The organism is Roseburia sp. AM51-8 (assembly GCF_003478275.1).
GTDB classification, from domain to species: domain Bacteria; phylum Bacillota; class Clostridia; order Lachnospirales; family Lachnospiraceae; genus Pararoseburia; species Pararoseburia lenta.
This window is the reverse complement of record NZ_QUEY01000001.1, coordinates 531,770-556,026: the sequence shown is the minus strand read 5'-3', so window position 1 is coordinate 556,026 and position 24,257 is coordinate 531,770. Positions and strand designations below refer to the sequence as shown.

At 44.9% G+C, this 24,257-nt stretch carries 26 protein-coding genes and 1 pseudogene; 6 read left to right on the top strand and 21 right to left on the bottom strand.

The genetic code is table 11. The annotated features are described in order from the left end of the window. Positions 1–2: 2 nt before the first annotated feature. Genes aroB through DW996_RS02805 form a run of 3 tightly spaced genes read left to right on the top strand, consistent with a single transcriptional unit; the run spans position 3 to position 2,551 of the window. Positions 3–1,100 (top strand): 3-dehydroquinate synthase, encoded by a 1,098-nt coding sequence (gene aroB / locus DW996_RS02815; RefSeq protein ID WP_118534794.1) that lies wholly within the window; start codon positions 3–5, stop codon positions 1,098–1,100. 9 nt (positions 1,101–1,109) lie between these two features. After that, positions 1,110–1,640: a signal peptidase II gene (gene lspA / locus DW996_RS02810; protein WP_118534793.1), complete on the top strand. Its 531-nt coding sequence runs from the start codon at positions 1,110–1,112 to the stop codon at positions 1,638–1,640. A 2-nt stretch (positions 1,641–1,642) separates the two neighbouring features. Next, complete coding sequence (locus tag DW996_RS02805) at positions 1,643–2,551, top strand: RluA family pseudouridine synthase (RefSeq protein WP_118534792.1); 909 nt, start codon at positions 1,643–1,645, stop codon at positions 2,549–2,551. A 163-nt stretch (positions 2,552–2,714) separates the two neighbouring features. On the opposite strand, the gene lexA is transcribed toward DW996_RS02805, so the two are convergent. After that, positions 2,715–3,329: a transcriptional repressor LexA gene (gene lexA, locus DW996_RS02800; protein ID WP_118281208.1), complete on the bottom strand. Its 615-nt coding sequence runs from the start codon at positions 3,327–3,329 to the stop codon at positions 2,715–2,717. A gap of 187 nt (positions 3,330–3,516) precedes the next feature. On the opposite strand from lexA, the gene yneA reads away from it, so the two are divergent. From yneA to DW996_RS02785, 3 genes are all read left to right on the top strand, one after another. After that, positions 3,517–3,837 carry a cell division suppressor protein YneA gene (gene yneA, locus DW996_RS02795; RefSeq protein WP_158573032.1) on the top strand — a complete coding sequence of 107 codons (321 nt, stop codon included), beginning with the start codon at positions 3,517–3,519 and terminating at the stop codon, positions 3,835–3,837. A gap of 88 nt (positions 3,838–3,925) precedes the next feature. Next, positions 3,926–4,648 carry a lysophospholipid acyltransferase family protein gene (locus DW996_RS02790; RefSeq protein ID WP_118281206.1) on the top strand — a complete coding sequence of 241 codons (723 nt, stop codon included), beginning with the start codon at positions 3,926–3,928 and terminating at the stop codon, positions 4,646–4,648. 290 nt (positions 4,649–4,938) lie between these two features. After that, the gene (locus tag DW996_RS02785; RefSeq protein ID WP_118534791.1) at positions 4,939–6,006 is read left to right on the top strand and encodes a tyrosine-type recombinase/integrase; all 1,068 of its coding nucleotides are present in this window, start codon (positions 4,939–4,941) and stop codon (positions 6,004–6,006) included. A gap of 40 nt (positions 6,007–6,046) precedes the next feature. Here the strand turns inward: DW996_RS02785 and rsfS are convergent, their stop codons facing one another. From rsfS to DW996_RS02685, 20 genes and pseudogenes are all read right to left on the bottom strand, one after another. Beyond that, on the bottom strand, positions 6,047–6,403 hold the full coding sequence (gene rsfS, locus DW996_RS02780) for a ribosome silencing factor (protein ID WP_118281204.1): 357 nt from the start codon (positions 6,401–6,403) through the stop codon (positions 6,047–6,049). 17 nt (positions 6,404–6,420) lie between these two features. Beyond that, the gene (nadD, locus tag DW996_RS13880) at positions 6,421–7,635 is read right to left on the bottom strand and encodes a nicotinate-nucleotide adenylyltransferase (protein WP_330428726.1); all 1,215 of its coding nucleotides are present in this window, start codon (positions 7,633–7,635) and stop codon (positions 6,421–6,423) included. Positions 7,636–7,651: 16 nt separating this feature from the next. Then, the gene (yhbY, locus tag DW996_RS02770; protein WP_118281372.1) at positions 7,652–7,939 is read right to left on the bottom strand and encodes a ribosome assembly RNA-binding protein YhbY; all 288 of its coding nucleotides are present in this window, start codon (positions 7,937–7,939) and stop codon (positions 7,652–7,654) included. A gap of 14 nt (positions 7,940–7,953) precedes the next feature. After that, positions 7,954–9,234, bottom strand: a complete 1,281-nt coding sequence (gene obgE, locus DW996_RS02765; RefSeq protein ID WP_118534789.1) for a GTPase ObgE — start codon at positions 9,232–9,234, stop codon at positions 7,954–7,956. 126 nt (positions 9,235–9,360) lie between these two features. Continuing rightward, a complete protein-coding gene (gene rpmA / locus DW996_RS02760; protein ID WP_118281201.1) occupies positions 9,361–9,651 on the bottom strand; it encodes a 50S ribosomal protein L27 in 291 nt (96 codons plus the stop codon). Between the two features lie 2 nt (positions 9,652–9,653). Continuing rightward, positions 9,654–10,031 carry a ribosomal-processing cysteine protease Prp gene (locus DW996_RS02755; RefSeq protein ID WP_118534788.1) on the bottom strand — a complete coding sequence of 126 codons (378 nt, stop codon included), beginning with the start codon at positions 10,029–10,031 and terminating at the stop codon, positions 9,654–9,656. 15 nt (positions 10,032–10,046) lie between these two features. Then, entirely contained in the window at positions 10,047–10,355 is a 309-nt protein-coding gene (gene rplU, locus DW996_RS02750; protein WP_118281199.1) for a 50S ribosomal protein L21, read from the bottom strand. A gap of 143 nt (positions 10,356–10,498) precedes the next feature. After that, entirely contained in the window at positions 10,499–11,710 is a 1,212-nt protein-coding gene (locus tag DW996_RS02745) for a ribonuclease E/G (RefSeq protein ID WP_118534787.1), read from the bottom strand. Then, a complete protein-coding gene (locus tag DW996_RS02740) occupies positions 11,697–12,431 on the bottom strand; it encodes a TIGR03936 family radical SAM-associated protein (protein WP_118534786.1) in 735 nt (244 codons plus the stop codon). Before DW996_RS02740 ends, DW996_RS02745 begins: the two co-directional genes overlap by 14 nt. After that, positions 12,415–14,286 (bottom strand): TIGR03960 family B12-binding radical SAM protein, encoded by a 1,872-nt coding sequence (locus DW996_RS02735; protein ID WP_118534785.1) that lies wholly within the window; start codon positions 14,284–14,286, stop codon positions 12,415–12,417. The genes DW996_RS02740 and DW996_RS02735 overlap by 17 nt, the downstream gene beginning before the upstream one ends. Before the next feature lie 23 nt (positions 14,287–14,309). Beyond that, positions 14,310–15,593 (bottom strand): bifunctional phosphoribosyl-AMP cyclohydrolase/phosphoribosyl-ATP diphosphatase HisIE, encoded by a 1,284-nt coding sequence (hisIE, locus tag DW996_RS02730; protein WP_118281195.1) that lies wholly within the window; start codon positions 15,591–15,593, stop codon positions 14,310–14,312. Between the two features lie 26 nt (positions 15,594–15,619). Next, positions 15,620–16,216, bottom strand: a complete 597-nt coding sequence (gene hisB, locus DW996_RS02725; RefSeq protein ID WP_118281194.1) for an imidazoleglycerol-phosphate dehydratase HisB — start codon at positions 16,214–16,216, stop codon at positions 15,620–15,622. 26 nt (positions 16,217–16,242) lie between these two features. After that, positions 16,243–17,538, bottom strand: coding sequence for a histidinol dehydrogenase (hisD, locus tag DW996_RS02720; RefSeq protein ID WP_118534784.1), 1,296 nt, complete (start codon positions 17,536–17,538; stop codon positions 16,243–16,245). Positions 17,539–17,547: 9 nt separating this feature from the next. After that, positions 17,548–18,202, bottom strand: a pseudogene (gene hisG, locus DW996_RS02715) (ATP phosphoribosyltransferase). A 1-nt stretch (position 18,203) separates the two neighbouring features. Continuing rightward, positions 18,204–19,391: an ATP phosphoribosyltransferase regulatory subunit gene (gene hisZ, locus DW996_RS02710; RefSeq protein WP_118534783.1), complete on the bottom strand. Its 1,188-nt coding sequence runs from the start codon at positions 19,389–19,391 to the stop codon at positions 18,204–18,206. Between the two features lie 83 nt (positions 19,392–19,474). Then, positions 19,475–20,011, bottom strand: a complete 537-nt coding sequence (locus DW996_RS02705; RefSeq protein WP_118281190.1) for a Holliday junction resolvase RecU — start codon at positions 20,009–20,011, stop codon at positions 19,475–19,477. A 2-nt stretch (positions 20,012–20,013) separates the two neighbouring features. Further along, positions 20,014–20,964 (bottom strand): RluA family pseudouridine synthase, encoded by a 951-nt coding sequence (locus tag DW996_RS02700; RefSeq protein WP_118281189.1) that lies wholly within the window; start codon positions 20,962–20,964, stop codon positions 20,014–20,016. A gap of 5 nt (positions 20,965–20,969) precedes the next feature. Next, entirely contained in the window at positions 20,970–22,901 is a 1,932-nt protein-coding gene (locus DW996_RS02695) for a YgiQ family radical SAM protein (RefSeq protein WP_118281188.1), read from the bottom strand. 14 nt (positions 22,902–22,915) lie between these two features. Next, positions 22,916–23,560, bottom strand: a complete 645-nt coding sequence (locus DW996_RS02690) for an HAD family hydrolase (RefSeq protein ID WP_118281187.1) — start codon at positions 23,558–23,560, stop codon at positions 22,916–22,918. Next, positions 23,529–24,251 carry a pseudouridine synthase gene (locus tag DW996_RS02685; protein WP_118281186.1) on the bottom strand — a complete coding sequence of 241 codons (723 nt, stop codon included), beginning with the start codon at positions 24,249–24,251 and terminating at the stop codon, positions 23,529–23,531. The genes DW996_RS02690 and DW996_RS02685 overlap by 32 nt, the downstream gene beginning before the upstream one ends. Positions 24,252–24,257: the final 6 nt, after the last annotated feature.

Here is a 24,257-nt window from a genome sequence, read left to right as displayed (position 1 = left end):
ATATGGCACGACAGGTTCAGGTAAATTATCAGGAGAAACCCTGCTATAAGATCATTTTAAACCACTCTTTTGACGGATTTTTGGATGCGTTAGAGCAGGAAGGCATTGCCAGAGATCGGAAAATATGCATTGTCACAGACACTAACGTGGCAAAACTATACTTAAATGAAGTGACAGAGATCTGCAAAAATGCATTTCCAGTCGTCGAATACTTTGTATTTGATGCTGGCGAATCCTCTAAAAACATGGCTACAGTAGAGAAATTATATGAATATTTAATAAAACGCCACTTTGATCGCAAGGATTTGCTTCTGGCTTTGGGCGGTGGTGTTGTCGGTGACCTGACCGGATTTGCAGCCGCTACCTATTTACGTGGTATTGATTTTATCCAGATGCCAACGACCCTGCTTTCGCAGGTTGACAGCAGTATCGGAGGTAAGACCGGTGTAGACTTTTTACAATATAAAAATATGGTCGGTGCCTTTTATATGCCGCGTATGGTCTATATCAACATCCATAGTCTTTTGTCTCTGCCAAACTTACAATTTGCTTCTGGGATGGGAGAGATCATCAAACATGGACTGATCCGGGATGCATCTTATTATCAGTGGCTCAAAGATCATCAGGCTGCCATCCAGGCGCATGATGAGGATATTCTGGAAGAAATGGTCTACGGTTCTTGTCTGATCAAGAAGAATGTGGTTGAGACTGATCCAAAGGAACAGGGCATACGTGCCTATTTGAATTTTGGCCATACCATAGGACATGCCATTGAAAAGATGTCTGATTTTTCTTTGTATCATGGGCAATGCGTGGCAATCGGTATGCACAGTGGAGCATATCTGTCTTTCAAACGGGGACATATCACAAAAGACCAGTATGAGGATATTTTGGCGATGATTCAAGGCTTTGATCTGCCGGTCAGTGTATCCGACTATGATGCAGGGGAGATCCTTGCCAACACCAAGTCCGATAAAAAGATGGTGGGCGATAAGATCAAATTTATTGTATTGGAAAAAATCGGGCAGGCAGCTATCGACATGACCTTTAGTGATCAGGAATTATTAGAGGGCATTCAGGTTCTACTTACAGATGAATGAGGTAACAGGATGAAAAGATCACTTGCAAAAAAATATATTTTGGCACTCATCGGCTTTGCAATTTTGGTATTTCTTGATCAGTGGACCAAGCAGTTGGCAGTAAGTCATCTGATGGATCAGGGGAATATCATATTGATCCCCGGCGTATTGCAGTTACATTATCTGGAAAATACGGGAGCAGCCTTTTCCATTATGGAGAATAAGACAATCTTCTTTTGCATCATTACGCCGATCTTATGTGCTCTGATGATCTGTCTTTTTATCAAATTGCCGGATAAAAAAGAATATGGCTCTCTGCGTCTGATCCTGGTCTTTTTATTAGCCGGAGCCATTGGCAATTTTATCGATCGGATCTCTTATCACTATGTGATTGACTTTATTTATTTTTCACTGATCAATTTTCCGGTCTTTAATGTAGCGGATATCTATGTGACCTGTGGGGTGATCTGCCTCTTCTTTTTGATCCTCTTTGTCTATTCGGACAAGGAGTTTGAAGAGATCTCTGCGGCAGCACTTGGCAGGAAAAAGGAGCGCAAGTAGTTATGGCAGAGTATCATGTGACAGAGCAGGACCAGGGCATGCGCATCGATCAATTTTTATGTAAGTGTCAGCCGGATGTTTCCAGAAGTGCCATACAAAAATGGATCAAAGACGGCAATGTCCTCGTCCAAGGGAAAGCCTGCAAGGCAAATTATCGCATCAACAAGGGAGATACGATCGCTTTATTTGTACCGGAACCGGTAGAAGTAGCCATCCAGCCACAGGATATCCCTTTGGATATCTTATATGAAGATAAAGACCTTCTGATCGTCAATAAGCCAAAGGGCATGGTCGTGCATCCGGCACCGGGGCATCCCGATGGTACACTGGTTAATGCCATTATGTATCACTGTAAGGAGTCGCTGTCCGGCATCAATGGAGAGATCCGTCCGGGCATTGTCCACCGAATCGATCAGGATACGACCGGATCTCTGATCGTATGTAAGAATGATCAGGCGCATATCAAGATTGCGGAACAGATCAAGGTACATTCGATCAACCGTATTTATCGGGGAATCGTGATCGGTCATCCGGTAGAGGATGAGGGACTGGTACACGCACCGATCGGGCGCAATCCTAATGATCGAAAGAAAATGGCGATCAATGAGAAGAATGGTAAAGATGCCATTACACATTACCGCCTGCTCAAGCGTTTTAAAGATTATTCCTATATGGAATTTAAGTTAGAAACCGGTCGGACACATCAGATCCGTGTGCATATGGCGTCCATTGGACATCCTTTATTGGGAGACGTCCTATATGGTCCAAAGAAGTGTCCTTACAAATTACAGGGACAGACACTGCATGCCGCGGTCATTGGCTTTGTGCATCCGACCAGCGGGGAATATCTGGAGGTCGAGGCGCCATTACCGGATTATTTCAAATATTTACTGGAGATATTGCCGGAATAGAAGGCTAATCTAAAAAAGAATACAGATGTTTTAAAAGAAAACGGACACCGCTTGGTCTGTATGGAAATCCTACATGACAAGGCAATGTCCGTTTTATGCTTTTATATAATTCCTGGTACAGGAAAACGGGCAAAGCCCTGTAAATAAATATGCCATGCAAAAATCAGAAGAAGCGGAAGACACCAAATACAACGCCGAGGATCTGGCAATCCGGGACGATGATCGGATCCATGTTGTCGTTTTCCGGCTGCAGGCGTATGTGTCCGTCTTCTTTATAGAAAGTCTTTACCGTAGCAGAATCATCCACCAGGGCAGCGACCATATCACCGTTGGAAGCCGTATTCTGCTGCTTGACAATGATCACATCACCATCACAGATACCGGCATTGATCATGCTTTCGCCCTTGACACGGAGCATAAAGGTATCCTGATTTGGCATGTATTCTGCAGGGATCGGGAAATAATTTTCGATATTCTGAATGGCTAATAGCGGCTGACCTGCGGCAATAGAACCGATGATCGGAACGTTGACCATCTCACGCCGGGTCAGATTAAAACTGTCATCCACAATCTCGATCGCACGCGGCTTGGATGGGTCTCTGCGGATATAGCCGTTTTTCTCCAGGGATTCCAGATGAGAGTGGATAGAAGATGTAGACTTTAAATGTACTGCATCGCATAACTCTCTGACGGTAGGCGGATAGCCTCTATTTAAGATCTCCTGCTTGATGTATTCTAAGATTTCACGCTGCTTTGGTGTAATGCGTCCGTATTCCATAGAAAACTCCCTTCGTAAACAAATAGATAAATGATTTATTAAGATTATAGCATAGGAAAGTATAAAAAGCAAACATACATTCCGAAAATTTGTTCGAAAAACTTCTTGACAAACATCTGTTCGCGTTGTATTCTAATACCAGAACAAAGGTTCGTTCTGATACATTTTGAGAAAGAGGATGAGAGATATGACAAAGAGAATCCAGCAAAAGCAGTGTATTTTATTTTATTTGTTGATGGCAATCGCTATTATGGTTACCGTTATCTGTGCCTTTGCTATGACATCCAATGCCAAGCAAGACCACAATATGTACAAGTATTATACCAGCGTCCAGGTAGAGGATGGGGATTCCCTTTGGTCTATCGCCAAGGAGTACTCTGACGTAGACTCTTACGCATCTTATACCGATTATATTGATGAGGTGAAGCAGATCAACCATATCTCCGGGGATGACATTCATGCAGGAGAGTATCTGACGATACCTTATTATTCCGCACAAGTACAGTAGTTTGCTTGTCTTTTCCCACTATTACCAGTATAATATAGATTGTAGTTAAATTATATTTACCTACAGGATAGAGGGAGAAATTGAATTTATGTTACGATTTATTTTAGTAGTACTTGCCAATGTAAAGCGTGGACCATATCTGATTCCCAAGATGCGAAAGATGTTCCATCATCCGGAGCGTTATTCCGAGCAGGTACGTTATGCATTTGCACAGAAACTGATCAATTACATGAAATCTTCCGGCAAGATCAAGACGGAAGTCTATGGCACCGAGAATTTACCTTTAGAGGGCGGTTATGTGATGTATCCCAACCACCAGGGCAAGTATGATGCATTAGGGATTATATATGCTCACAAGCAGCCCTGTTCCTTTGTTATGGACAAGGCAAAGTCCAATTCCTTTTTGGTCAAGGAACTGGTCGATATGTTGGGTGCCAAGCGTCTGGAACTGGATAATGTCAGACAAAATCTTACCGTTATCAATGAGATCACAGAGGAAGTCAAGCAGGGCAAGAAATACATCCTGTTTTCAGAAGGTGGTTATGATAGGAATCGCAACAAGGTACAGCAATTTAAGCCGGGAAGTTTTAAATGTGCGGTTCGTTCCAAAACACCGATCGTACCGGTTGCATTGATCGATTCCTACAAGCCTTTCAACAGTTTGGAATTTGGAACAGTTACGACCAAGGTTGTTTTTTTACCAGCCATCTATTATGACGAGTATAAAGATATGAAGACACCGGAAATTGCCAAACTGGTTCGCCAGCGCATCATTGCCCGCATGGCAGACTTTGCTGTGGATGCCGGCTGACAGGCATCGATCTGATCGGTATAAGATAATACAACAATTATGATCCGATGAAGGGCTATCAAGTTTTCTTCGGATGTATAAGAAACTGCTATGGTATCTATGATTAGGTGACATAGCAGTATTTGTTTGAAAATTTATCGTGCGGATAAATATCTGTTTTTCCGAAAGATATTGTGTCAAAAGACAGAAGATGATATAATTATATATAGAAACGCACCCAAAGGCTTTTATGCATGCTATGTGTTTTCTTATGAGTTCCTAATGTTTTTATATATGGATGAGGATTTATTATGGGAAAAGATTCTGCTTATTACAAATCAAAAACAAGATCACAGAAAGTCAAACTGCGCGGTCTTATCGACCAGTTGCCGAGTTTTGCTGCAGATTATATCTACAGTAAAGAACTTACCACACAGCCCAGCACCTTGATATCTTATTGTTACGATCTGCTGACGTTTTTTCGCTTTTTACAGACGCATAATTCAACTTTAAAGGATCTTTCTTTGACAGAAATCCCTTTGTCCGTCCTGGATCACTTACAATCAGAAGATATTGTGGAATACCAACGTTATCTGGAGTTAAATTTAGATGGTGAAATGCATGAAAACGGCAAGAAAGCCATCGCACGGAAAATGTCGCCTCTGCGAGGTTTGTTCCAGTATCATTATGAACGCAAGAATATTTCAGATAATCCGATGATACTGGTCAAATTGCCAAAGTTAAAAAAGGATAAAAACATTGTCCGCATGAACAATTATGAGGTGCAGGCACTTTTAAATGTCATTGAAAATAATGCCGGCGTGCCTATGACCGAAAGACAAAGAAAATATGCCGCCAAGACCCAGAAAAGAGATCTTGCTATCATGACCCTTATGCTTGGCACCGGCATCCGTGTTTCGGAATGTCGCGGCCTGGATTTAAACGATCTGGATTTTAATGTCAATTCTATGACCATTGTCCGCAAAGGTGGTGGGCAGGATGTCTTGTATTTTAGTGATGAAATCCATCAGGTCTTAGATGACTATATCTGTTCGGAACGCGCCCTGATCACGCCATATGAGGCGGATGCTCCTGCCCTCTTCTACTCTATCCAAGGACGGCGCATGAGCGTAGATTCCATCGAACGTCTGGTAAAGCGTTATGCACAGATGGCGGTGCCCAACAAAAAGATCACACCGCACAAACTGCGCAGTACCTATGGCACAGCCCTTTACCGTGAGACAGGCGATATCCGCCTGGTAGCCGATGTTTTAGGGCATGAAAATATCAATACCACCATTGATTATTATGCTGCCATGGAGGATGAACACAAGCGTCAGGCGGCAAATGCCGTAAATTATAAACGCAAGGATCTATGATCGGATCCTTGCGTTTTCTTATACCTTACGACTTATCATTTTATAAATTATCCAGTTCTTCTGCGGAGAGAACACGTCCATCCTGCCAGATCTTTTCCAAATTATAGAAAAGCCGGTCATCCTGTGAAAACAGATGCACGATCACATCTTCGTAGTCCATCAGGATCCAGGTAGAAGAACGATTTCCTTCAACCTGCTTTGCGTGGATCCCATGCTCATACATTTCCTTGTCTACTTCATTTTGCATAGCAAGCAACTGGTTCTGACTTCCGCCACTGGCAACGATAAAGTAGTCAGCCATAACGGAAAGTCCCTTAATATCAATTACTTTGATGTCTTCTGCTTTCTTTTCGTCCAAAGCATGACATACCAATTTCACCATTTCCTTGATTTCCATAAATTTTGCTCCTTTTTTTATTTTTGCAAGTTTTTATAGTATTCATATGTTTCTAAAGTCATCGGATCCATATCGGATGGACTCTGACTTAAATATTGGACAGAATCCTCCAAGATCATAAAAAGTCCGGCATCGATATCTGCAAAAGATTTACGGCGTATCTCTTCCAAATGTGGCGCTTTGTCACGGTGCGGCTCTATATAATCCGCAATATAAATGATCTTATCCAGAAGATTCATATCCGGACAGCCGGTCGTATGCACAGCAATTGCATGCAGGACCTGTGGATCTGTAATATCATATTTCTTTTTTGCAAGGTAAGCACCGACTTTTCCGTGTAATAAATGCGGATGCCGGTTCTCGATATCTGTAACCGTAATTTTTTGCTTATGACAGATGTCTAATCGCTTTTCGTCGCTGAGACATTTAGCACAATCATGCAGTAAACCGGCAACCATGGCCTTTATCTGCGGATAGCCATGGACGGATGCCAGATTGCCTGCCGTATACATGACTCCCAAGGTATGTTCAAAACGTTCCGGTTTTAACTCCCTTTTGACCTTTTTTTGTAAAGTATCGATCAAAGAAAGCGGATAGTCTGCCTGATATAATTGATGCTCAGCAATATAAGAAAGCACCGCATCCGGTAGCATGCATAAAATCGTTTCCATTTCCCCTGCTTGCAGACATTTGCGGATATAGGAAGAAGAAATATCCATCACCTCTACCGGCATCTCAATAAATTCCGTCGAGAATTTCTGCCGATATGCCTCTATACGCTCGTTAAATGCCATTGGATGGGCTTTTTTGATAGCAGCCTTATCCAGTGGACGTTTGGCGACGACAATTTTACAGACGGCACAGATGCGCTCCGGATGCACCCATTGATCGAACATGGCAAAAGAATCTTCGCCAATGATAAAATAAAAATCTGCATTTTGACCATACTGCGCATGTAATTCTTCCAAGGTCTCCCAGGAATAACACGGTGTCTTTTTTTCTAATTCAATATCACAGAGCAAAAATGCCCGTTCAGACGCGATCGCAGAATTTACCATATTCTTACGGTGCCAGGCAGACACATGTTCTGCAACATCCTTGTGTGGCGGTGTTCCCGCCGGCAAAAACCAAACTTCATCCAGGGAAAGAAAATCTCTGGCACATCTTGCAATATTCAAATGTCCTTCGTGAATGGGATTGAAGGTCCCACCTAAAATTCCGATCTTTTTCACAGCAAGCAACCTTTTTTTATTTTGGAAGTTCGATCTTTGGCTTTTTCGCCGCACGGTAAAGAACGATCTTTCTACCGATCACACGGACTACCTGGCTGTGGGTACGCTCTGCCATGGTCTCTGCAATGGCTCTTGGATCATCAAAACAATTCTTGAGCACGGATATCTTGATCAGTTCTCTTGCTTCTAAGGCTTCATCTACGGCAGTAATGATCTCCGGTGTCAGAGAAGATTTTCCAATCTGTAATATCGGTGTCATTTTGCTTGCCAAACCCGATAAATAGGCTCTTTGTTTGTTATTCATCATTCTTTTGCTCCTTACTTATAATAATCGAACATCAGACCATACATGCGAACAGTATCGCCTTCCTCAATGCCAAGTTCCTCTAATTGCTTTAAAATGCCCTGCTCTTTCAAGAAACGCTGGAAGAAAAGGAAGCCCTTTTCGGAATCAATATTGGTATAGCCCAGCATCTTCTCGATACGAGGTCCCTCTACCACATATTCGCCTTCTTCGTTGACTTCAACGGTAAATGGTTCTTCGCTAAAGAAACGCAGCGCCGGATCAAATTCAGGCTCATAGACGGTCACTTCCTCCGGACAGGTCTTTAAGAGTTCCTGTACGTGATACAAAAGTTCCTTTACACCCTGCCCGCTGACGGCGGAAATGGAAAAGACTTCGATGCCCTTTGGTTCAAATTCCTTGCGGAGTTTTTCGATGATCTCCTCACTGCCTTCCATGCAGACATCCATCTTGTTGGCTGCGATCACCTGTGGCTTTTCCAAGATCGCCGGATCATAGGCCTCTAATTCCTTATTGATCGCCTTGATGTCCTCAAGAGGATCCCTACCCTCAACAGAAGCACCGTCTACCATATGGATGATGACCTTGGTACGCTCAATGTGACGTAAGAATTCATGCCCCAGACCAATGCCTTCAGAGGCACCCTCAATCAATCCCGGAATATCCGCGATCACAAAGCCGTTGCCATCTAAATCTACCACACCAAGGTTTGGATTTAAGGTAGTAAAGTGGTAATTTGCGATCTTTGGCTTGGCATTTGTCACGCGGGAAAGGAAGGTGGATTTGCCGACATTTGGAAATCCGACCAGTCCGACATCAGCAATGACCTTCAACTCCAACTGTACCTCAATCTCAATGGATTCGCCACCCGGCTGGGCATACTTTGGTGCCTGCATGGTGGAAGTCGCATAATGCTGGTTGCCGAGGCCGCCACGTCCGCCGGTCAAAATGATCTGGCGTTTGTTGTCGCCGGACATGTCTGCAATGACTTTGCCGGACTCTGCATCCTTGATCACGGTGCCTTCCGGTACTTTTAATATAAGATCGGCTCCATTTTTACCGTGACAGTTCTTTTTACCGCCCTCTTCGCCTGCCTGTGCGGCAAATTTCCTGCGATGGCGATAGTCTGTCAAGGTATTTAAGCCCTCGTCAACTTCAAATATGATGTCGCCGCCCTTTCCGCCGTCACCGCCGTCCGGACCGCCATTTGGTACAAATTTCTCGCGACGGAAACTGACATGTCCGTCGCCGCCTTTTCCTGATTTGATTATAATTCGTGCACGATCTGCAAACATATGATTACACCTTTCAAAAAATACTTGGTATACATTACTTTGTTATATAGTAGTATCCGCTTTCTAAATACTATTATATAACAAAGTAGACTCGGCTAAACAATAGTCGAGTCTACCAAAATGTTCTTAGTTTTCGCTTGCTACTGGATAAACACTAGCCTGCTTCTTGTCGCGGCCCTTTCTTTCGAAACGAAGAATACCATCTGCTGTTGCAAATAATGTATCATCACCACCGATACCTACGTTAGTACCCGGATGAATCTTTGTTCCACGCTGTCTGTAAAGAATATTTCCAGCCTTAACGAACTGTCCGTCCGCTCTCTTTGCGCCTAATCTCTTAGACTCTGAATCACGTCCGTTCTTAGTAGAACCAACTCCCTTTTTGTGGGCGAAAAATTGAAGATTCAACTTTAACATGTCTACACCTCCTCAAATTTTAGTGTAAGATACGAATCACCGTATTGCTTATAAATCTCTGTTAAGCCTAAGACCAGAACATCCATAAGTAAGTTCGATTCCTTGGAAACGGCCTCCGTAAATCGGAAATCAATCAGATTATCGGATTCCTCTTTTCCTAGAAAAAATCTTTTCTTTTTCGATGTCTTGGTATCGTCCTCTTTGCTATCCAAAGCATATGCATCCTCTGTGAATTGATCGATCCCATTGATGGTATTGATCACCAGCATGGATACTGCCGCGCAGACAATGTCTTTGCCGGCTTGTTCAAATCCTGCATGTCCACTGCAACGGATGCCCCGATACTGCTCCTGATCTTTGAAAATCGTTATCGAAATCATAACAATTCCTATCGATTATCCATTAATCTTATTGATCTGTACTTGTGTGAACGCCTGTCTATGACCGTTCTTATTGTGATAGCCAGTCTTTCTCTTGTACTTGTAAACGATTACCTTTTTACCTCTGCCTTCTTTAACGACAGAAGCTTCTACAGTTGCGCCTTCAACGGTCGGATTACCAATCTTTAATCCGTTATCGCTGATAGCCAGAACCTGATCAAATGTAACCTTTTCACCAGCTTCTACTCCAAGCTTTTCAATGGTAATGATATCGCCTTCAGATACTTTGTACTGCTTACCACCTGTTGCTATAATTGCGTACATATGGCACCTCCTATTATCATTACTCGCCAACTACGGTGTGCAAAATGCAACTTAAACCTCGTTGTGCGGCATACCTTGATATATTAGCATAGGAATATACTTTCGTCAATCGTTTGTCGGAAATAATGTCGATATTTTGTATTTTATTGCGTACAATATGAAAGTGCTTGCTGCAAGGACTGATATTTCTTGGCGCGTGTGATCTCCATAAGGTCTAAGCGGGTAAAATCCACAACATTCGCCTTGACATAATCCTCTTTTAAGAGGGACTTCATATAAGTAGTCAGTGCGTCTTTTTGCTCCTTATTTTTCAAATTGATAAAATCGACCACAATGATGCCGCTGATATTGCGCAGACGCACTTGTCTGGCGATCTCCTTGGCAGCTTCCATATTGTTGGAGAGGTAATAATCATCCTTCTTTTTCTTTTTGGTATTGTTGCCACTGTTGACATCAATGACCGTCAGTGCCTCCGTCGGCTCAATGACAAGGTAGCCACCGGAAGAAAGATAGACCTTTTGGGCAAGCGCCTGGGTCAGCATCTGCTCTATGCCGTAAAGCTGTTTGAGGGAATAGGCAGGATCTGCATACAGGCGTACCGGTATGCCCTCGGTATCAGTTTCTTTTAACCGGTCATACCAGACAGGATCATCGGTTACGATCTCTGTCAGACCTTCTCTTTGAAAACGATCTATATGCTCAAAAAAAGGATGCCTTTGTCCCGGCACCGAAAGAAGTGATCCAGCGACAAGGTGCTTCGCTCTTGAAAGCAGGTCACTCACGCTATCCTGCAGCATCCGGTATTCGGCATATAAGAGATCCTCGTCACATTCCATCGCATTGGTTCGCACAACGATCCCCAAATTTTCGTCTGCAACCCGGTCCAGAAAACCACTCTGGATCTGTTTTCGCCTTTCCCCAGAGATCTTCTTGGAGATCCCATGTAAGCGGTTGCCTGTCGTGAGCAAGAGATGCGCGGAAGAAAAGGAAAGGTTGGTCGAAACGCAGATTTCCTTGGATTTGATTGCATCACGGATGACCTGTACGAGCAATTCATCCCCCTCCACTAAGGCATCCTTCTTTCCGTTCTTTCCGGTAAAGATGATATTTTCCATAGCGGTATCTTCCATAGGATAAAAGAAGGTCAGGTCATCTGCCTTCAAAAAGGCGGCATGTATCTGGGGCATCACCCGATCGACCCTTGCAACATAAATATTGCCGATCAAGGATGGTGAACTTGTATCATATGGATGGATCTCGATGGGATGATCGTGCGCGTCCAGATAGAGCAAAAGTTCCATCTGCTTTTGCCCGCTTGTCCATTCTGTAATAAAGCAACGATTATTCTTTGTCATGACCGATCTCTCCCAAAGATACAAAGTCCGGAGCCTGACCGGTCAGCATATCCTCTCTATGGATAAAGAAGTCATATCTGCCTAAGTCGGTCTTTCCCATGCTTCTAAAAAAGTGATCCAGCACCAGTTCCGGCTTGATATTATCCGTACTGCCGGTGGAGACTAAAAGCGAAAAGATAATACCGCTGTCTCCGCAGGAATTGCAGACCTCAGAGATGGTAAAGTCATAGATCAAAGGTTTCAGATCCAATTCGCGCTCTCCCTTTTTGGTCTTTTTGATGATGGGAATGGTCCCTGCATCATCAAAAAAGGCTTTTTTGGCAGCCTGCAACTCTGTAATCGTATAAGGAAACTTCTCCGGGTGCTTATAGGATAAAATATAAGAGGCGGCGTTCACGGAGGACATGGCATTTTTCGTATTGTCCGGCAAATAGCGGAAAGACGTCACTTCCATGCCGTCTACCATAGCAGCCTGCAAACGCTGCAAGGCTTCCTGGCTTGGCACAAACTCTTTTAATTCAATATCCATATATTCGCCCGAACTGCTCAGACCAACGCCCAGCGGAGCCGCAAAAGACATGATCTGATGCGGATTAAAACCTTCGGAATACTTGATCGGCAGTCCGCTTCTGCGGATGGCTTTCTGGAAATAGCGCATGATGTCCAGATGACCGATATAGACCATACTGCCGCTCTTGCTAAATTTAATTCTTACCTTCAAAACAAATGCCTCCTCCAAATGATGCTGCACCGCAACCGGAGCATTGCATTTTACAGTTTGGTGTTACCACCTGATCGATGGTCGCACGCTTCCATTCGCGTACAAAAAATTCCTTGCGCACACCAACATCAATAAAATCCCATGGCAGAACTTCATCCAAAGGACGCTGGCGATAGACATAAAAATCAAGAGAGATACCGTTTCGCTCCAAGATCTCATGCCATTTATCGACATCAAAATAATCCGACCAGGCATCAAACATACAGCCTTCTTCATAGGCTTCGTAAATGGCTTTGGCAAGTCTGCGGTCGCCTCTGGCAAAAAGTCCCTCTAATACCGTCACATCCGCTTCATGCCAGTTATAACGCAGGCTTTTGTGGTTCAACTGCTCCTTCATCGTATCGTTGACAATTTTGGCGCGGCGGAGATATTCGCCTTTTTCATACATAGGTGCCCATTGAAATGGGGTAAAAGGCTTTGGTACAAAAAAGGAAGTGCTCATCGTGATCTGGCACTTGCCGTTGCGCTTGTCCTTTGGGATCTCATAATAGCGAACCGCAATTTCATTGGCGAGTTCCGGGATGGCACGCATATCTTCTTCGGTCTCGGTCGGAAGGCCAAGCATAAAGTAAAGTTTTACCTTCTGCCAGCCGCCCTCAAATGCCATACCGGCACCGTTTAAAATGTCATCCTTGGTCAGTCCCTTATTGATGACATTGCGGAGCCGTTGGGAACCGGCTTCCGGGGCAAAGGTCAGACTGCTCTTTCTGACATCCTGTACCTTGCTCATGACATCCAAAGAAAAGGCGTCGATACGCAGGGATGGCAGGGAGATATTGACACCATCTCCACAGCAGTCGTCGATCAGGAAATTGATCAGTTCCGGCAACTGGGTATAATCACTGGAACTCAAGGAACTCAAAGAGATCTCCTCGTGTCCGGTCGAGTCTAACATTTCCTTGGCATAGGTCTTTAAAAGATCCAGACTCTTTTCACGGTTGGGACGATAGACCATACCTGCCTGACAGAAACGACAACCACGGATGCAGCCACGCTGGATCTCTAAGACCACGCGGTCCTGTGTGGCACGCACAAACGGAACCAAAGGCTTGGTCGGATAGGCGCCCTCATCCATATTAACCAGTACCTGACGCTTTACCTTTTCCGGGACATCCGCAAAACGCGGTGTCATGGCTGCGATCGTTCCGTCTTCCTGATAAGTCACTTCATACAAAGATGGCACATAGATGCCCGGGATCTGGGCAGCCTTGCGAAGAAATTCCGCTCTGGTGTAGTTTCCGGCATGCTTCATATCTTTATATAGACTCAAGAGCGCATCATAAGAGATCTCGCCCTCACCGATATAGCACAGATCACAAAAGTCAGCAATCGGCTCCGGATTGTAGGTACAAGGTCCTCCGCATAAAATGATCGGATCCTGATCCGAACGGTCTTTCTGCCACAAAGGGATCTGGGCAAGGTCTAAGATCTGCAGGATATTGGTATAGCACATCTCGTACTGCAAGGTGATGCCAACAAAGTCAAAATCCTTGATGGGATCTTGTGTTTCTAACGCAAAAAGAGGGATATCCTCCTCTTTCATGATCTTATGCAGATCCGGCCAGGGAGAATATACTCTCTCACAGTAAACATCATCTCTTCTGTTAAACATTTCATAAAGGATCTGGATGCCAAGATGAGACATACCGATCTCATAGACATCCGGGAAACACATGGCAAAACGGATATCGACCTTGGAGGGATCCTTCTTTACCATGTTCAGTTCATTGCCGATGTATCTTGCAGGCTTATCGAGTTGCATTAAGATATCATCTGACAGTGCTAATTTATTCATATATTGTATAATTCCTCTCGCTTTTATCTCTGGGAAAGTTCGCGTGTAATGTCTTCCCAAGTCAGTCCTTTTTCCACCATCAAGACCATCATGTGATAGAGGAAATCAGACATTTCATACTTGACTTCTTCGTTGTCCGGGTTCTTGGCAGCGATCACGATCTCCGTCGCTTCCTCTCCGACTTTCTTTAAAATCTTGTCGATACCTTTATCGAACAGATAATTGGTATAGGAACCTTCCTTTGGATGCTCCCTGCGGTCAGCAATCACCTGGTAAACGGACTCAAAGACCTTGAGTGGATTGCGTTCTGTGTACTCTTTTTTGATGATCTCATTGAAAAAGCAGCTTGGTGCGCCGGTGTGGCAGGCAATACCGCCCACCTGGGATACCTTGGCTAAAATAGTATCATAATCGCAGTCAGCGGTTAACGACTTGACATATTGGGTGTGTCCGCTTGTCAAACCCTTGATCCAGAGTTCCTGTCTGCTTCTGCTGTAATAGGTCATCTTGCCGATACGGATCGTCGTGTTAAAGGCTTCCTCATTCATATAGGCAAGCATGAGAACCTCGCCGGTCTGATAATCCTGCGCAATCACAGGCACCAGTCCGTCTGCATTTACTTTCAGATCGCTCCAGGCAAGTTTTGGCTCAAAATTGTCCATCTTGATGCCGGCATCGGAAAGTTCACATTTGACCTGCATGATATCGGTCTGGGTATCGTTGATAAAGGAACCACAGATACCACGGATCTTGTCAGACTTTAAAAGGTCGATCACATCTTTAAAGTTGTAAGAATCTACATCAACAATGTAAGGTACATTGGTAATGCTCTCAATGCTGTTTAAAAGTGTGCGATCATAGATCACAAGTTCATGGACATGGTCTTCCAGGACATCTTTGGTCTTAAAGAGAAAGTCTACATTTGTCAGGGATACCAGCATTTTCTCCGCTCCAAAACGGGCACTGGCTTCCTTTAAGATCTCGATCGCGGATGGCTTGGAGCCGTTTAAAATGACTTCCACACAGCCGGCATAAAGAAATTTCTTAACATCTTCCAGTCGCTTAATGTTGCCGCCGCCACAGGTCTTGATCTCGATATTACGGTTGATCTCACGGATGGCTAAAATGTTTTTCTCATGTTCTTCATCTTCCGAAGAAAGATCATAACAAATGATCTTGTCAATACCACTGTCGTTGTAGAGGCGTGCCAATTCTAAGACATCCTGCTTTTCGTCGGTATGCTTTGGATCACGCACTGCCATCCCATCTTTTAAATAGATTGTTGCTACGATATTTTTGTGTTCCATCTTAGTATGTTCACTTTCTATTGATTTTAAGCCAGACTTCCCTTGGTGGAAAGAATGTCTGCGATTCTCGGATCCTTGGTCGTTGCCGCATCCAGAGCCTTTGCAAAAGCCTTGAACATGGCTTCCGCCATATGATGATTGTTGCCGGATTTTAATACCTGTATATGCAGGTTCATGCCTGCACTATAGGAAATGGCATAGAAAAATTCGCGGATCATCTCCGTATCCATATAGCCGATCCGATCGGTGGTAAATTCTGCATCAAAAGACAGATAAGGTCTGCCGGACAAGTCTATGGCACAAAGCACTAAAGTCTCATCCATAGGTAAGATACAGGAGCCATAGCGACAGATTCCCTTTTTATCGCCCAGTGCCTGCTTGATAGCCTCACCCAGAACAATGCCACAGTCTTCGATCGTATGGTGGCAGTCCACGATCAGGTCTCCCTTGATCTTTACATCCAGATCAAAAAGTCCGTGTCTGGCAAAGCCCTCCAACATATGGTCGAAAAAGCCGATATCCGTGGAGATCATCGATTTGCCACTGCCGTCGATCGTAAATGTCAGATCGATATCTGTTTCCTTTGTTGTGCGCACACAGTGGGCGCGTCTTACATCACTCACCCTTTATCCCTACTTTCTACTTAATCTTAAACATCTTCAAATCTTACTTTAATCGAATTTGCATGCGCCGTCAACTGCTCACACTCTGCAAACTGCACAATGTCACGGTAGACATCTTCCAGCGCCTCTCTGGAATAAGAAATGATGCTGGATTTCTTGATAAAATCATCAACACTGAGGGCAGAGAAGAATTTGGCGGTTCCATTGGTAGGAAGTACATGGTTTGGACCTGCAAAGTAGTCGCCAAGCGGTTCACTGCTGTATTCGCCAAGGAAGATAGCACCTGCATTTTTTACCCTTGTCATGGTATCAAACGGATTCTTGGTCACGATCTCCAAATGCTCGGATGCGATCTCATTTACCGTATCAATGGCAGTCTCCATATCCGGTGCGATCAGGATATAACCGTAGTTTTCCAAAGATTTTTCAATGATCGCCTTGCGGGATAATCTTGCCACAAAATAATCGATCTCCTTGGAAACCTGATCTGCCAGAGCACGGCTGGTCGTGATCAGGATAGCAGATGCCATTTCATCATGTTCTGCCTGTGACAAAAGGTCTGCCGCTACATATTCTGGATTTGCAGACTCATCGGCTAAAACCAGGATTTCACTCGGACCGGCGATAGAGTCGATGCTGACATGACCGAACACTGCCTTTTTTGCCAATGCCACATAAATATTGCCGGGACCAACGATCTTGTCTACTTTCGGAATGGATTCCGTACCAAAAGCAAGGGCTGCGATCGCCTGGGCGCCACCAACTTTATAAATAGTATCAACACCGGCTTCATTGGCAGCCACTAAGGTAGAGGCAGCAATCTTGCCATCAGCCCCAGGTGGTGTTGTCATATAAATATGAGGAACGCCCGCTACTTTTGCCGGAACGACATTCATCAGAACGGAAGACGGATAAACAGCCTTTCCGCCAGGAACATAAACGCCCACCTTATCCAAAGGTGTGACTTTCTGACCTAAGATCGTACCGTTTTCGCCACTGGTGAACCAGGAATTCTGCAACTGCTTGCTGTGAAAAGCGCGAATATTGACCAAAGACTTGCGGATTACATCCAAAAGTTCTGGTGCAACTGTCGCATATGCCTCATTGATCTCCTCATCGGTCACAACGATATTGTCTGCATTGATCTCGGCACGGTCAAACTGCTTGGTGTAGGAAAAAACCGCCGCATCGCGATTCTTTCGCACTTCCTCGATGATGGCAGCCACGCGTGATTCGTATTCGCCATAACTGTTGGGACTTCTCTTTAAGAGAGATTCCAAAATATTGCTTGTTGTTTCTTTATTTAAGTCTAAGATCCTCATATCCCATACCTACCCTTCGATTGATAATGCCTGTTTTAACTCACCGATCAATTTGGTGATGCGTTCATATTCCATTTTCATGCTGACCTGGTTGACGACCATCCGCGCGGACAAAGGACAAACTTCCTCTAAGACTTCCAGTCCGTTTTCCCGCAGTCGAGCCAGTTTCTACGATATCTACGATCACTTCGGACAGTCCCACGATCGGTGCCAGTTCGATCGAACCGTTTAACTTGATGATCTCAACCGTCTGATGTTTTTCGTTATAAAAATAATTCTTAGCGATCCTCGGATATTTGGTAGCAACGCGGATCAATTCCTGGTGCTGCAGGAGTTCCTTGGATTCCTTTGGTCCGCAGACGCACATGCGGCATTTACCAAAGCCAAGATCTAAAACCTCATAAATATTTCGGGCTTCCTCTAAGATCGTATCCTCTCCAACAATACCGATGTCAGCCGCGCCGTATTCGACATAGGTCGGCACATCCGGTCCTTTTGCCAGGAAAAAGCGGAGTTTTAAATCTTCATTGACAAAAATGAGTTTTCTGGTGCCCGGATCTTTCATCTCCTCACAGGTAATGCCGATCTTTTCAAAAGTGGCAAGCGTCTGCTTTGCCAAACGTCCCTTTCCCAGGGCAAAAGTCAGATATCTTTGTTCTTCCATCTTATTCGTCCTCCAATACAATGATCTTTTGTCCCTGATACCGCTGGCGGTAATCCGCTATGCTGTGGCTGTCCAGATTCATCAGATGCAGGCGGACAATCTTGCCTGCATTTCGCAGTTCCTCTGCAGTCGTGGCAGCGATCTTTCTCTGCTGCGGTGTGTATAGGATGATCTCTGCTTCCTGTCCTGCCGAAATGGCGATCTTTTGCCGCTCCAATGCCAGTAAAAGTTGGTCTACCATAAGGGCAAAGCCGATCGCCGGAGCCTCTTTTCCAAAGTAGGACAAAAGCCCGTCATAGCGTCCACCCTTTACGATCGGTTCGCCGCTTCCGAAGGTATAGCCGCTAAATAGGATACCGGTATAATAACTGTAAGAACTGATCAATCCCAATTCAAAGGAAACATATTTTGTCACATCATACACTTCAAGAAGTTCATAAAGTTCCTGAAGATAAGAAAGGGCATCCGCTACACCCGGGAAACGAAGGGCGATTTCTTTCATCCCTGCCCATTCTTTTGGACTGGCATACATCTTTCCCAACATGGAAAAGAGGCTGCGCAGATCATCTGTTACCTGATGACGCTCCAAGAATTCATCCACGCCGAAGAAGTTTTTATTTAAGATCAGGTCGCGTAAGGTTTCTTCTGCCTCTGCATCAAAATCTGCTGCTTTCATGAGTTGACGGAAAAGATCTGCATGACCGATACTGATCTGGAACTGTTCTAAGCCGGCAGCCTTTAAGTTATTGACGACAAGGGCTATGATCTCGCCGTCAGCATCGACTGAATTTTCTCCGATGAACTCGACACCCAACTGGGTGCTTTCCTTGAGCCTGCCCTGATAACTGTTGTTATTGATAAAGACATTGCCCTCATAGCAAAGGCGCACCGGCTCGGTCTCGATCGGAAAATACTTGGATGCTGCCCTTGCGATGGACGGGGTCATATCCGGACGCAGGACCAAGGTATTGCCCTCACGATCAAAAAATTTATAGAGATCTTTTGACGGCGTAGTACCCACTTCTTGTCCGAAGATATCAAAGAACTCAAAAGTCGGTGTCTCAATGAAACGATAGCCGTAAGATTGTATGACCTGTCGCATCCGGTCTAAGATATAATGCTTTTTCTCACATTCATCATTATAAATATCGCGAACACCTTCCGGGGTATGTAATCTCTTATTTTGCATAGTTTATGGCTCCTTTAAACTTTATCATGGTGCAGTGGTAAATAACTAAACTATCCATATTATAGGAAAAGACAGAACAACTGTCAAGCATCTCGCATAGATAAATCTTTTTGCAAAGGATCCAGATAAGGAACAAAGATACCGGGCTTTGCATGAAAGAAGAAATCGGGATCCAGTTCTTCGTAGCGGAAACTCTTGCGACCACCCTCCTGCCCGCGCTTCCAATAGCGCATGACTTCTTCTAAGCGCAGATAATAAAATTCGTCGCGCTGGGTAAAGTAGAGCAGAAAAAAAGCCATGCCCTGCTGCTTTTCAAAAGTCTGCATAAAGTTGATCTGGTGGTCATGGATGTTCTGCAAGGGAAAAAGGTCGCTGTGACATTCCTTGGCGTCAAAGCAGACAGGAATCCCCTGTACTACCCCGATATAATCGACGGTACTTTTTTTGTCAAAATATGCCAAAGTAATGTGTCTGGTATCCTTATCAATGTTGATCGGCGTGATGGGTGTCGGTACTTTTTGAATCAGACAAAGATTACTATTCTCGTAAATATCATTTGTGCGGTTGATCAAGTCCTCAAAGGTCGATCCACGCAATCCTCTGGAATGCCATGTTGCCATAATTATCCTCTCATGATCTGTGAAAAAATTTCCGGTTCGTCTGCAATAAAGGTACGTCCATCCGGCAAGGTGATGGAATAAGCATGGAGCAGTTGGGATCTGACAGAAAAGTCCTGACGGAGTTTTTTGTTCCAGACCATATCTCCATACTTTGGATCTCCGGCGATCGGGTGTCCGATAGATGCCAGGTGTGCCCGGATCTGGTGACTGCGCCCTGTAATCAGATGCACTTCCAAAAGCGTGGCATCCGGTCCTACGACAAGCGGACGATAGGCTGTCTCGATCGGCTTGGCATCTTGTGTTTCATCGGAAAATATCTGCACCTGATTGGATCGTTCGTCTTTTAGCAGATAGCCTTTTAAATGCATCTCTTCTTCTACTTTGCCGCGAACGATACAATGGTAGATCTTTTTGGCACTGCGATCCCGCAGAATATCCGATAAGAACTGCTGCCCTGCTAAGGTCTTTCCGGCAAGCACGATCCCGGAGGTGTTGCGGTCCAGCCGGTTGGCAACCGACGGGTGAAAGACGGCATAAGTCTCCTCTGATAAGAGCCCTTCATGGATCAGATAAGAAAGGATGCTCTCGTTTAAAGAAATATCCGACTCGCTTGCCTTCTGTGACAGCATTCCACTCGGCTTATTGACGATCAGCATAAGGTCATCCTCATAGACCACTTGAAGCTCATGAGGTACTTGAAGTAGTTTCTGATATTCTGAAGAAACCGCCTCCTGCCCCCGCATCTTGGAAAAGGTCTCATCGGAGAAAAACACCTGGATCATATCGCCTGCCTGTAAGATCTCGGATCCGTCCGCCTTTTTCTTGTTGAGGGTAATGTTCTTTTTGCGCAGCATCTTATATAAAAATCCGCCACTGGCAGCCTTAAAGTATTTCTTTAAGAACTTATCAAAACGTTGTTTTTCCTGACCGGAAGTAATCTGAATTTCTGTCATAAGACCTATCGTTTTCCTTTCCTGTTTGCGCGTGGTCGCTGCGTGGCTTTTTTACTATGCTGCCGCTTATCTTTGGATTGATATTTACTATCCTGCTTTTTCTTACGGCTCTGCCCTTGCCTTTCTTCCGCTAATTTGCGCGGGCGGATCAGACAGTGCTTATCAAAACCGATCAGATCTTCCCGATGTTCTTTCTTAAGTGCTTCATAGACCAGATCATAATTCTTTGGATTTCGGTACTGGATGAGGGCACGCTGCATGGCTTTTTCATGCGGATTGTGCGCCACATAGACCGGTTCCATGGTCGCCGGATCCAGCCCCGTATAGTACATACAGGTCGATATGGTCGACGGTGTCGGGTAAAAATCCTGTACCTGTTCCGGCATATAACCAAGATCCCGCAGATATTCTGCCAAAGCAATGGCATCCTTTAAGGTAGATCCCGGATGCGACGACATCAGATATGGCACCAGGTATTGCTTCTTTCCGATCTTTTCATTGATCTTGCGGTATTTATCCTTAAAGCGATCATAGACGGCTACCGGCGGCTTTCCCATATATTTTAAGACATTGTCACTGATATGCTCCGGTGCCACTTTTAACTGGCCGCTGACATGATATTGGCACAATTCCCGGAAAAAGGAATCATCCGGATCTTCCAGCAAATAATCAAAACGGATACCGGATCGCACAAAGACCTTTTTTACGCCCGGCAAAGCACGCAGTTTGCGGAGCAGTTTTAAATAATCCTTGTGGTCGACCGTCAGGTTTTTGCAAGGCTTTGGAAAAAGACACTGGCGGTTCATGCAGACACCCTTGGTCAGTTGCTTTTGGCAGGATGGGTGCCGGAAATTGGCGGTCGGGCCTCCAACATCATGAATATAGCCCTTGAAATCCTTATCCTTTATCATACACTCTGCCTCTGCAAGAATGGAAGCATGACTGCGCGTTTGCACAATGCGTCCCTGATGGAAAGTCAGGGCACAGAAATTACAGCCGCCAAAACAGCCGCGGTTACTGATCAGGCTGAACTTGACCTCGGAAATAGCCGGGATCCCGCCATCTTTTTCATAGATCGGGTGATAGGTGCGCATATAAGGCAAGGCATAAACATCATCCATTTCCTGCATGGAAAGCGGCTTTTGCGGTGGATTTTGCACCACATAGACACCGTGCGGATAGGCTTCTGCCATCTTTTTGGCACTAAAGGCATCTGTATTCTGATACTGGGTATAAAAACTCTTGGCATATGCCTCTTTATTGGTCGAAATCTCCTCATAAGACGGCAAAAGGATGGCATCTTCGATAAAGGAAGGGTCTTGTGTCCGAAAGACTGTCCCGCGGATATAGGTGATATCCTTAACGTCGATGCCGGCGGCAAGTGCCTCTGCGATCTCAATGATCGAACGCTCGCCCATACCATAGGAGATCAAGTCTGCACCGGAATCCATCAGAATGGACCGTTTGACCTTATTTGACCAGTAGTCATAATGTGCCAGACGGCGCAGACTGCCTTCGATCCCACCTATGATGATCGGTGTGCGCTTGTAAGTCCGGCGGATCAGGTTGCAATATACGATGGATGCATAATCCGGACGTTTTCCCATGACACCGCCCGGAGAAAAGGCATCAGTCTGTCGTCTCTTTTTGGATACCGAATAATGGTTGACCATAGAGTCCATATTGCCACCGGAAACCAAAAAGCCAAGACGCGGTTCTCCCAGAACAGAAATAGACGCATCGTCTTTCCAGTCCGGCTGGGCAATGATCCCCACGCTATAGCCATAGGATTCCAAGAGACGTGTGATAATGGCATGCCCAAAGGAAGGATGATCCACATAGGCATCCCCACATACATAGACAAAATCCAACCGGTCTATGCCGCGTCTTTTCATATCTTCTTTTGAAATCGGTAAAAAATCATGTATTGCTTCCATACTAACGTCCTGTTCTAGTCGATCTGCCTGTAATCTGTAATGTAATAGTCTGCCAGGGTCTTCTTCTCTGCCGTGATGTCCTTGGAATAGTCATCATAGACCGCGCAGATCTTCATCCCGGCATTTTTTGCCGCCATGATGCCCGGACAGATGTCTTCAAATACCAGACAGTCATTGGGCTGCACGCCTAAATGCTCTGCCACTTTTAAATAGATATCCGGTGCCGGTTTTCCGCGTTCTACTTCATTTCCGGTCAAAAAATAATCAATATAGTCCTGCATTCCCAGTGCATCTGCGACTGCCTGTAACAATTCCTTGGAATTGCTGGTCGCAATGCCTGTGGCGATGCCGTCCCTGCGCAGTCTTTGTAAAAATGCCTCTGCCCCAGGCTTCCAAGTCACATGATTGGCATAGGCATCCATTGCCATGGCATTCCACTCTGCCATCATGGTATCAATATCATCTGTGATGCCAAACTGTTTTTGAAAAAAGCAGGCGGTCTCCCGCATACTCATCCCCTCAATATCCTTTTGTAGGCTTTTAGGCATTTGCAGATGCCGCTTTCCCAGATAATCCAGATCGATCTGCCTCCAGACCCACATGGAGTCGACCAGTGTGCCGTCCAGATCAAAGAGTACTGCCTTTATATTCTCTAACATAATTCATTTCCTTTTCTGTCAATGTGCGATAAGCACCCTTGTCCAAAGTATCTTCTAAACTAAACTCGCCCATAGATAAACGTTTCAAATAAAGGACTTCCTTGCCGCATGCGTGCACCATGCGTTTCACTTGATGATACATCCCCTCCGAGATCGTGATATAGACGTGTGTCGGATCATTTTGGTCTATGACAAGTTCTGCCGGCTTGGTTGGTCTTTTTTCGCCGATATCGATCCCCTCCGCAAAAAGCCGGATATCTGCTGGATCTGCCGGCGCATCTAAATAGGCAAGATAAGTCTTTTTTACGTGTTTTTTGGGACTGAGCAAAGCGTGGGATAAGGCACCGTCATTAGTGATCAGTAAAAGCCCTTCCGTATCCAGATCCAGTCGTCCTACCGTAAAAAGATCTTGCTTTGCATTCATGGGTACATAGTTAAAAACCGTCGGATGCAGGGCATCCCTGGCGGCGCAGACACAGCCTGCCGGTTTGTGGAAGGCATAATAGACAAAAGTCTCATATTCCACTTTCTTTCCCTGATATAAGACCTGATCTGCAGTTTCATCGATCTGTAATTTACCGTCATTGACGACATTTCCATTGACGCGGACCGCGCCCTTTTTTAGTATTTTCTTGATCTCAGACCGGGAAGCAATCCCTGCATTGCTCAAAAATTTATCTAATCGCATCATATTTTC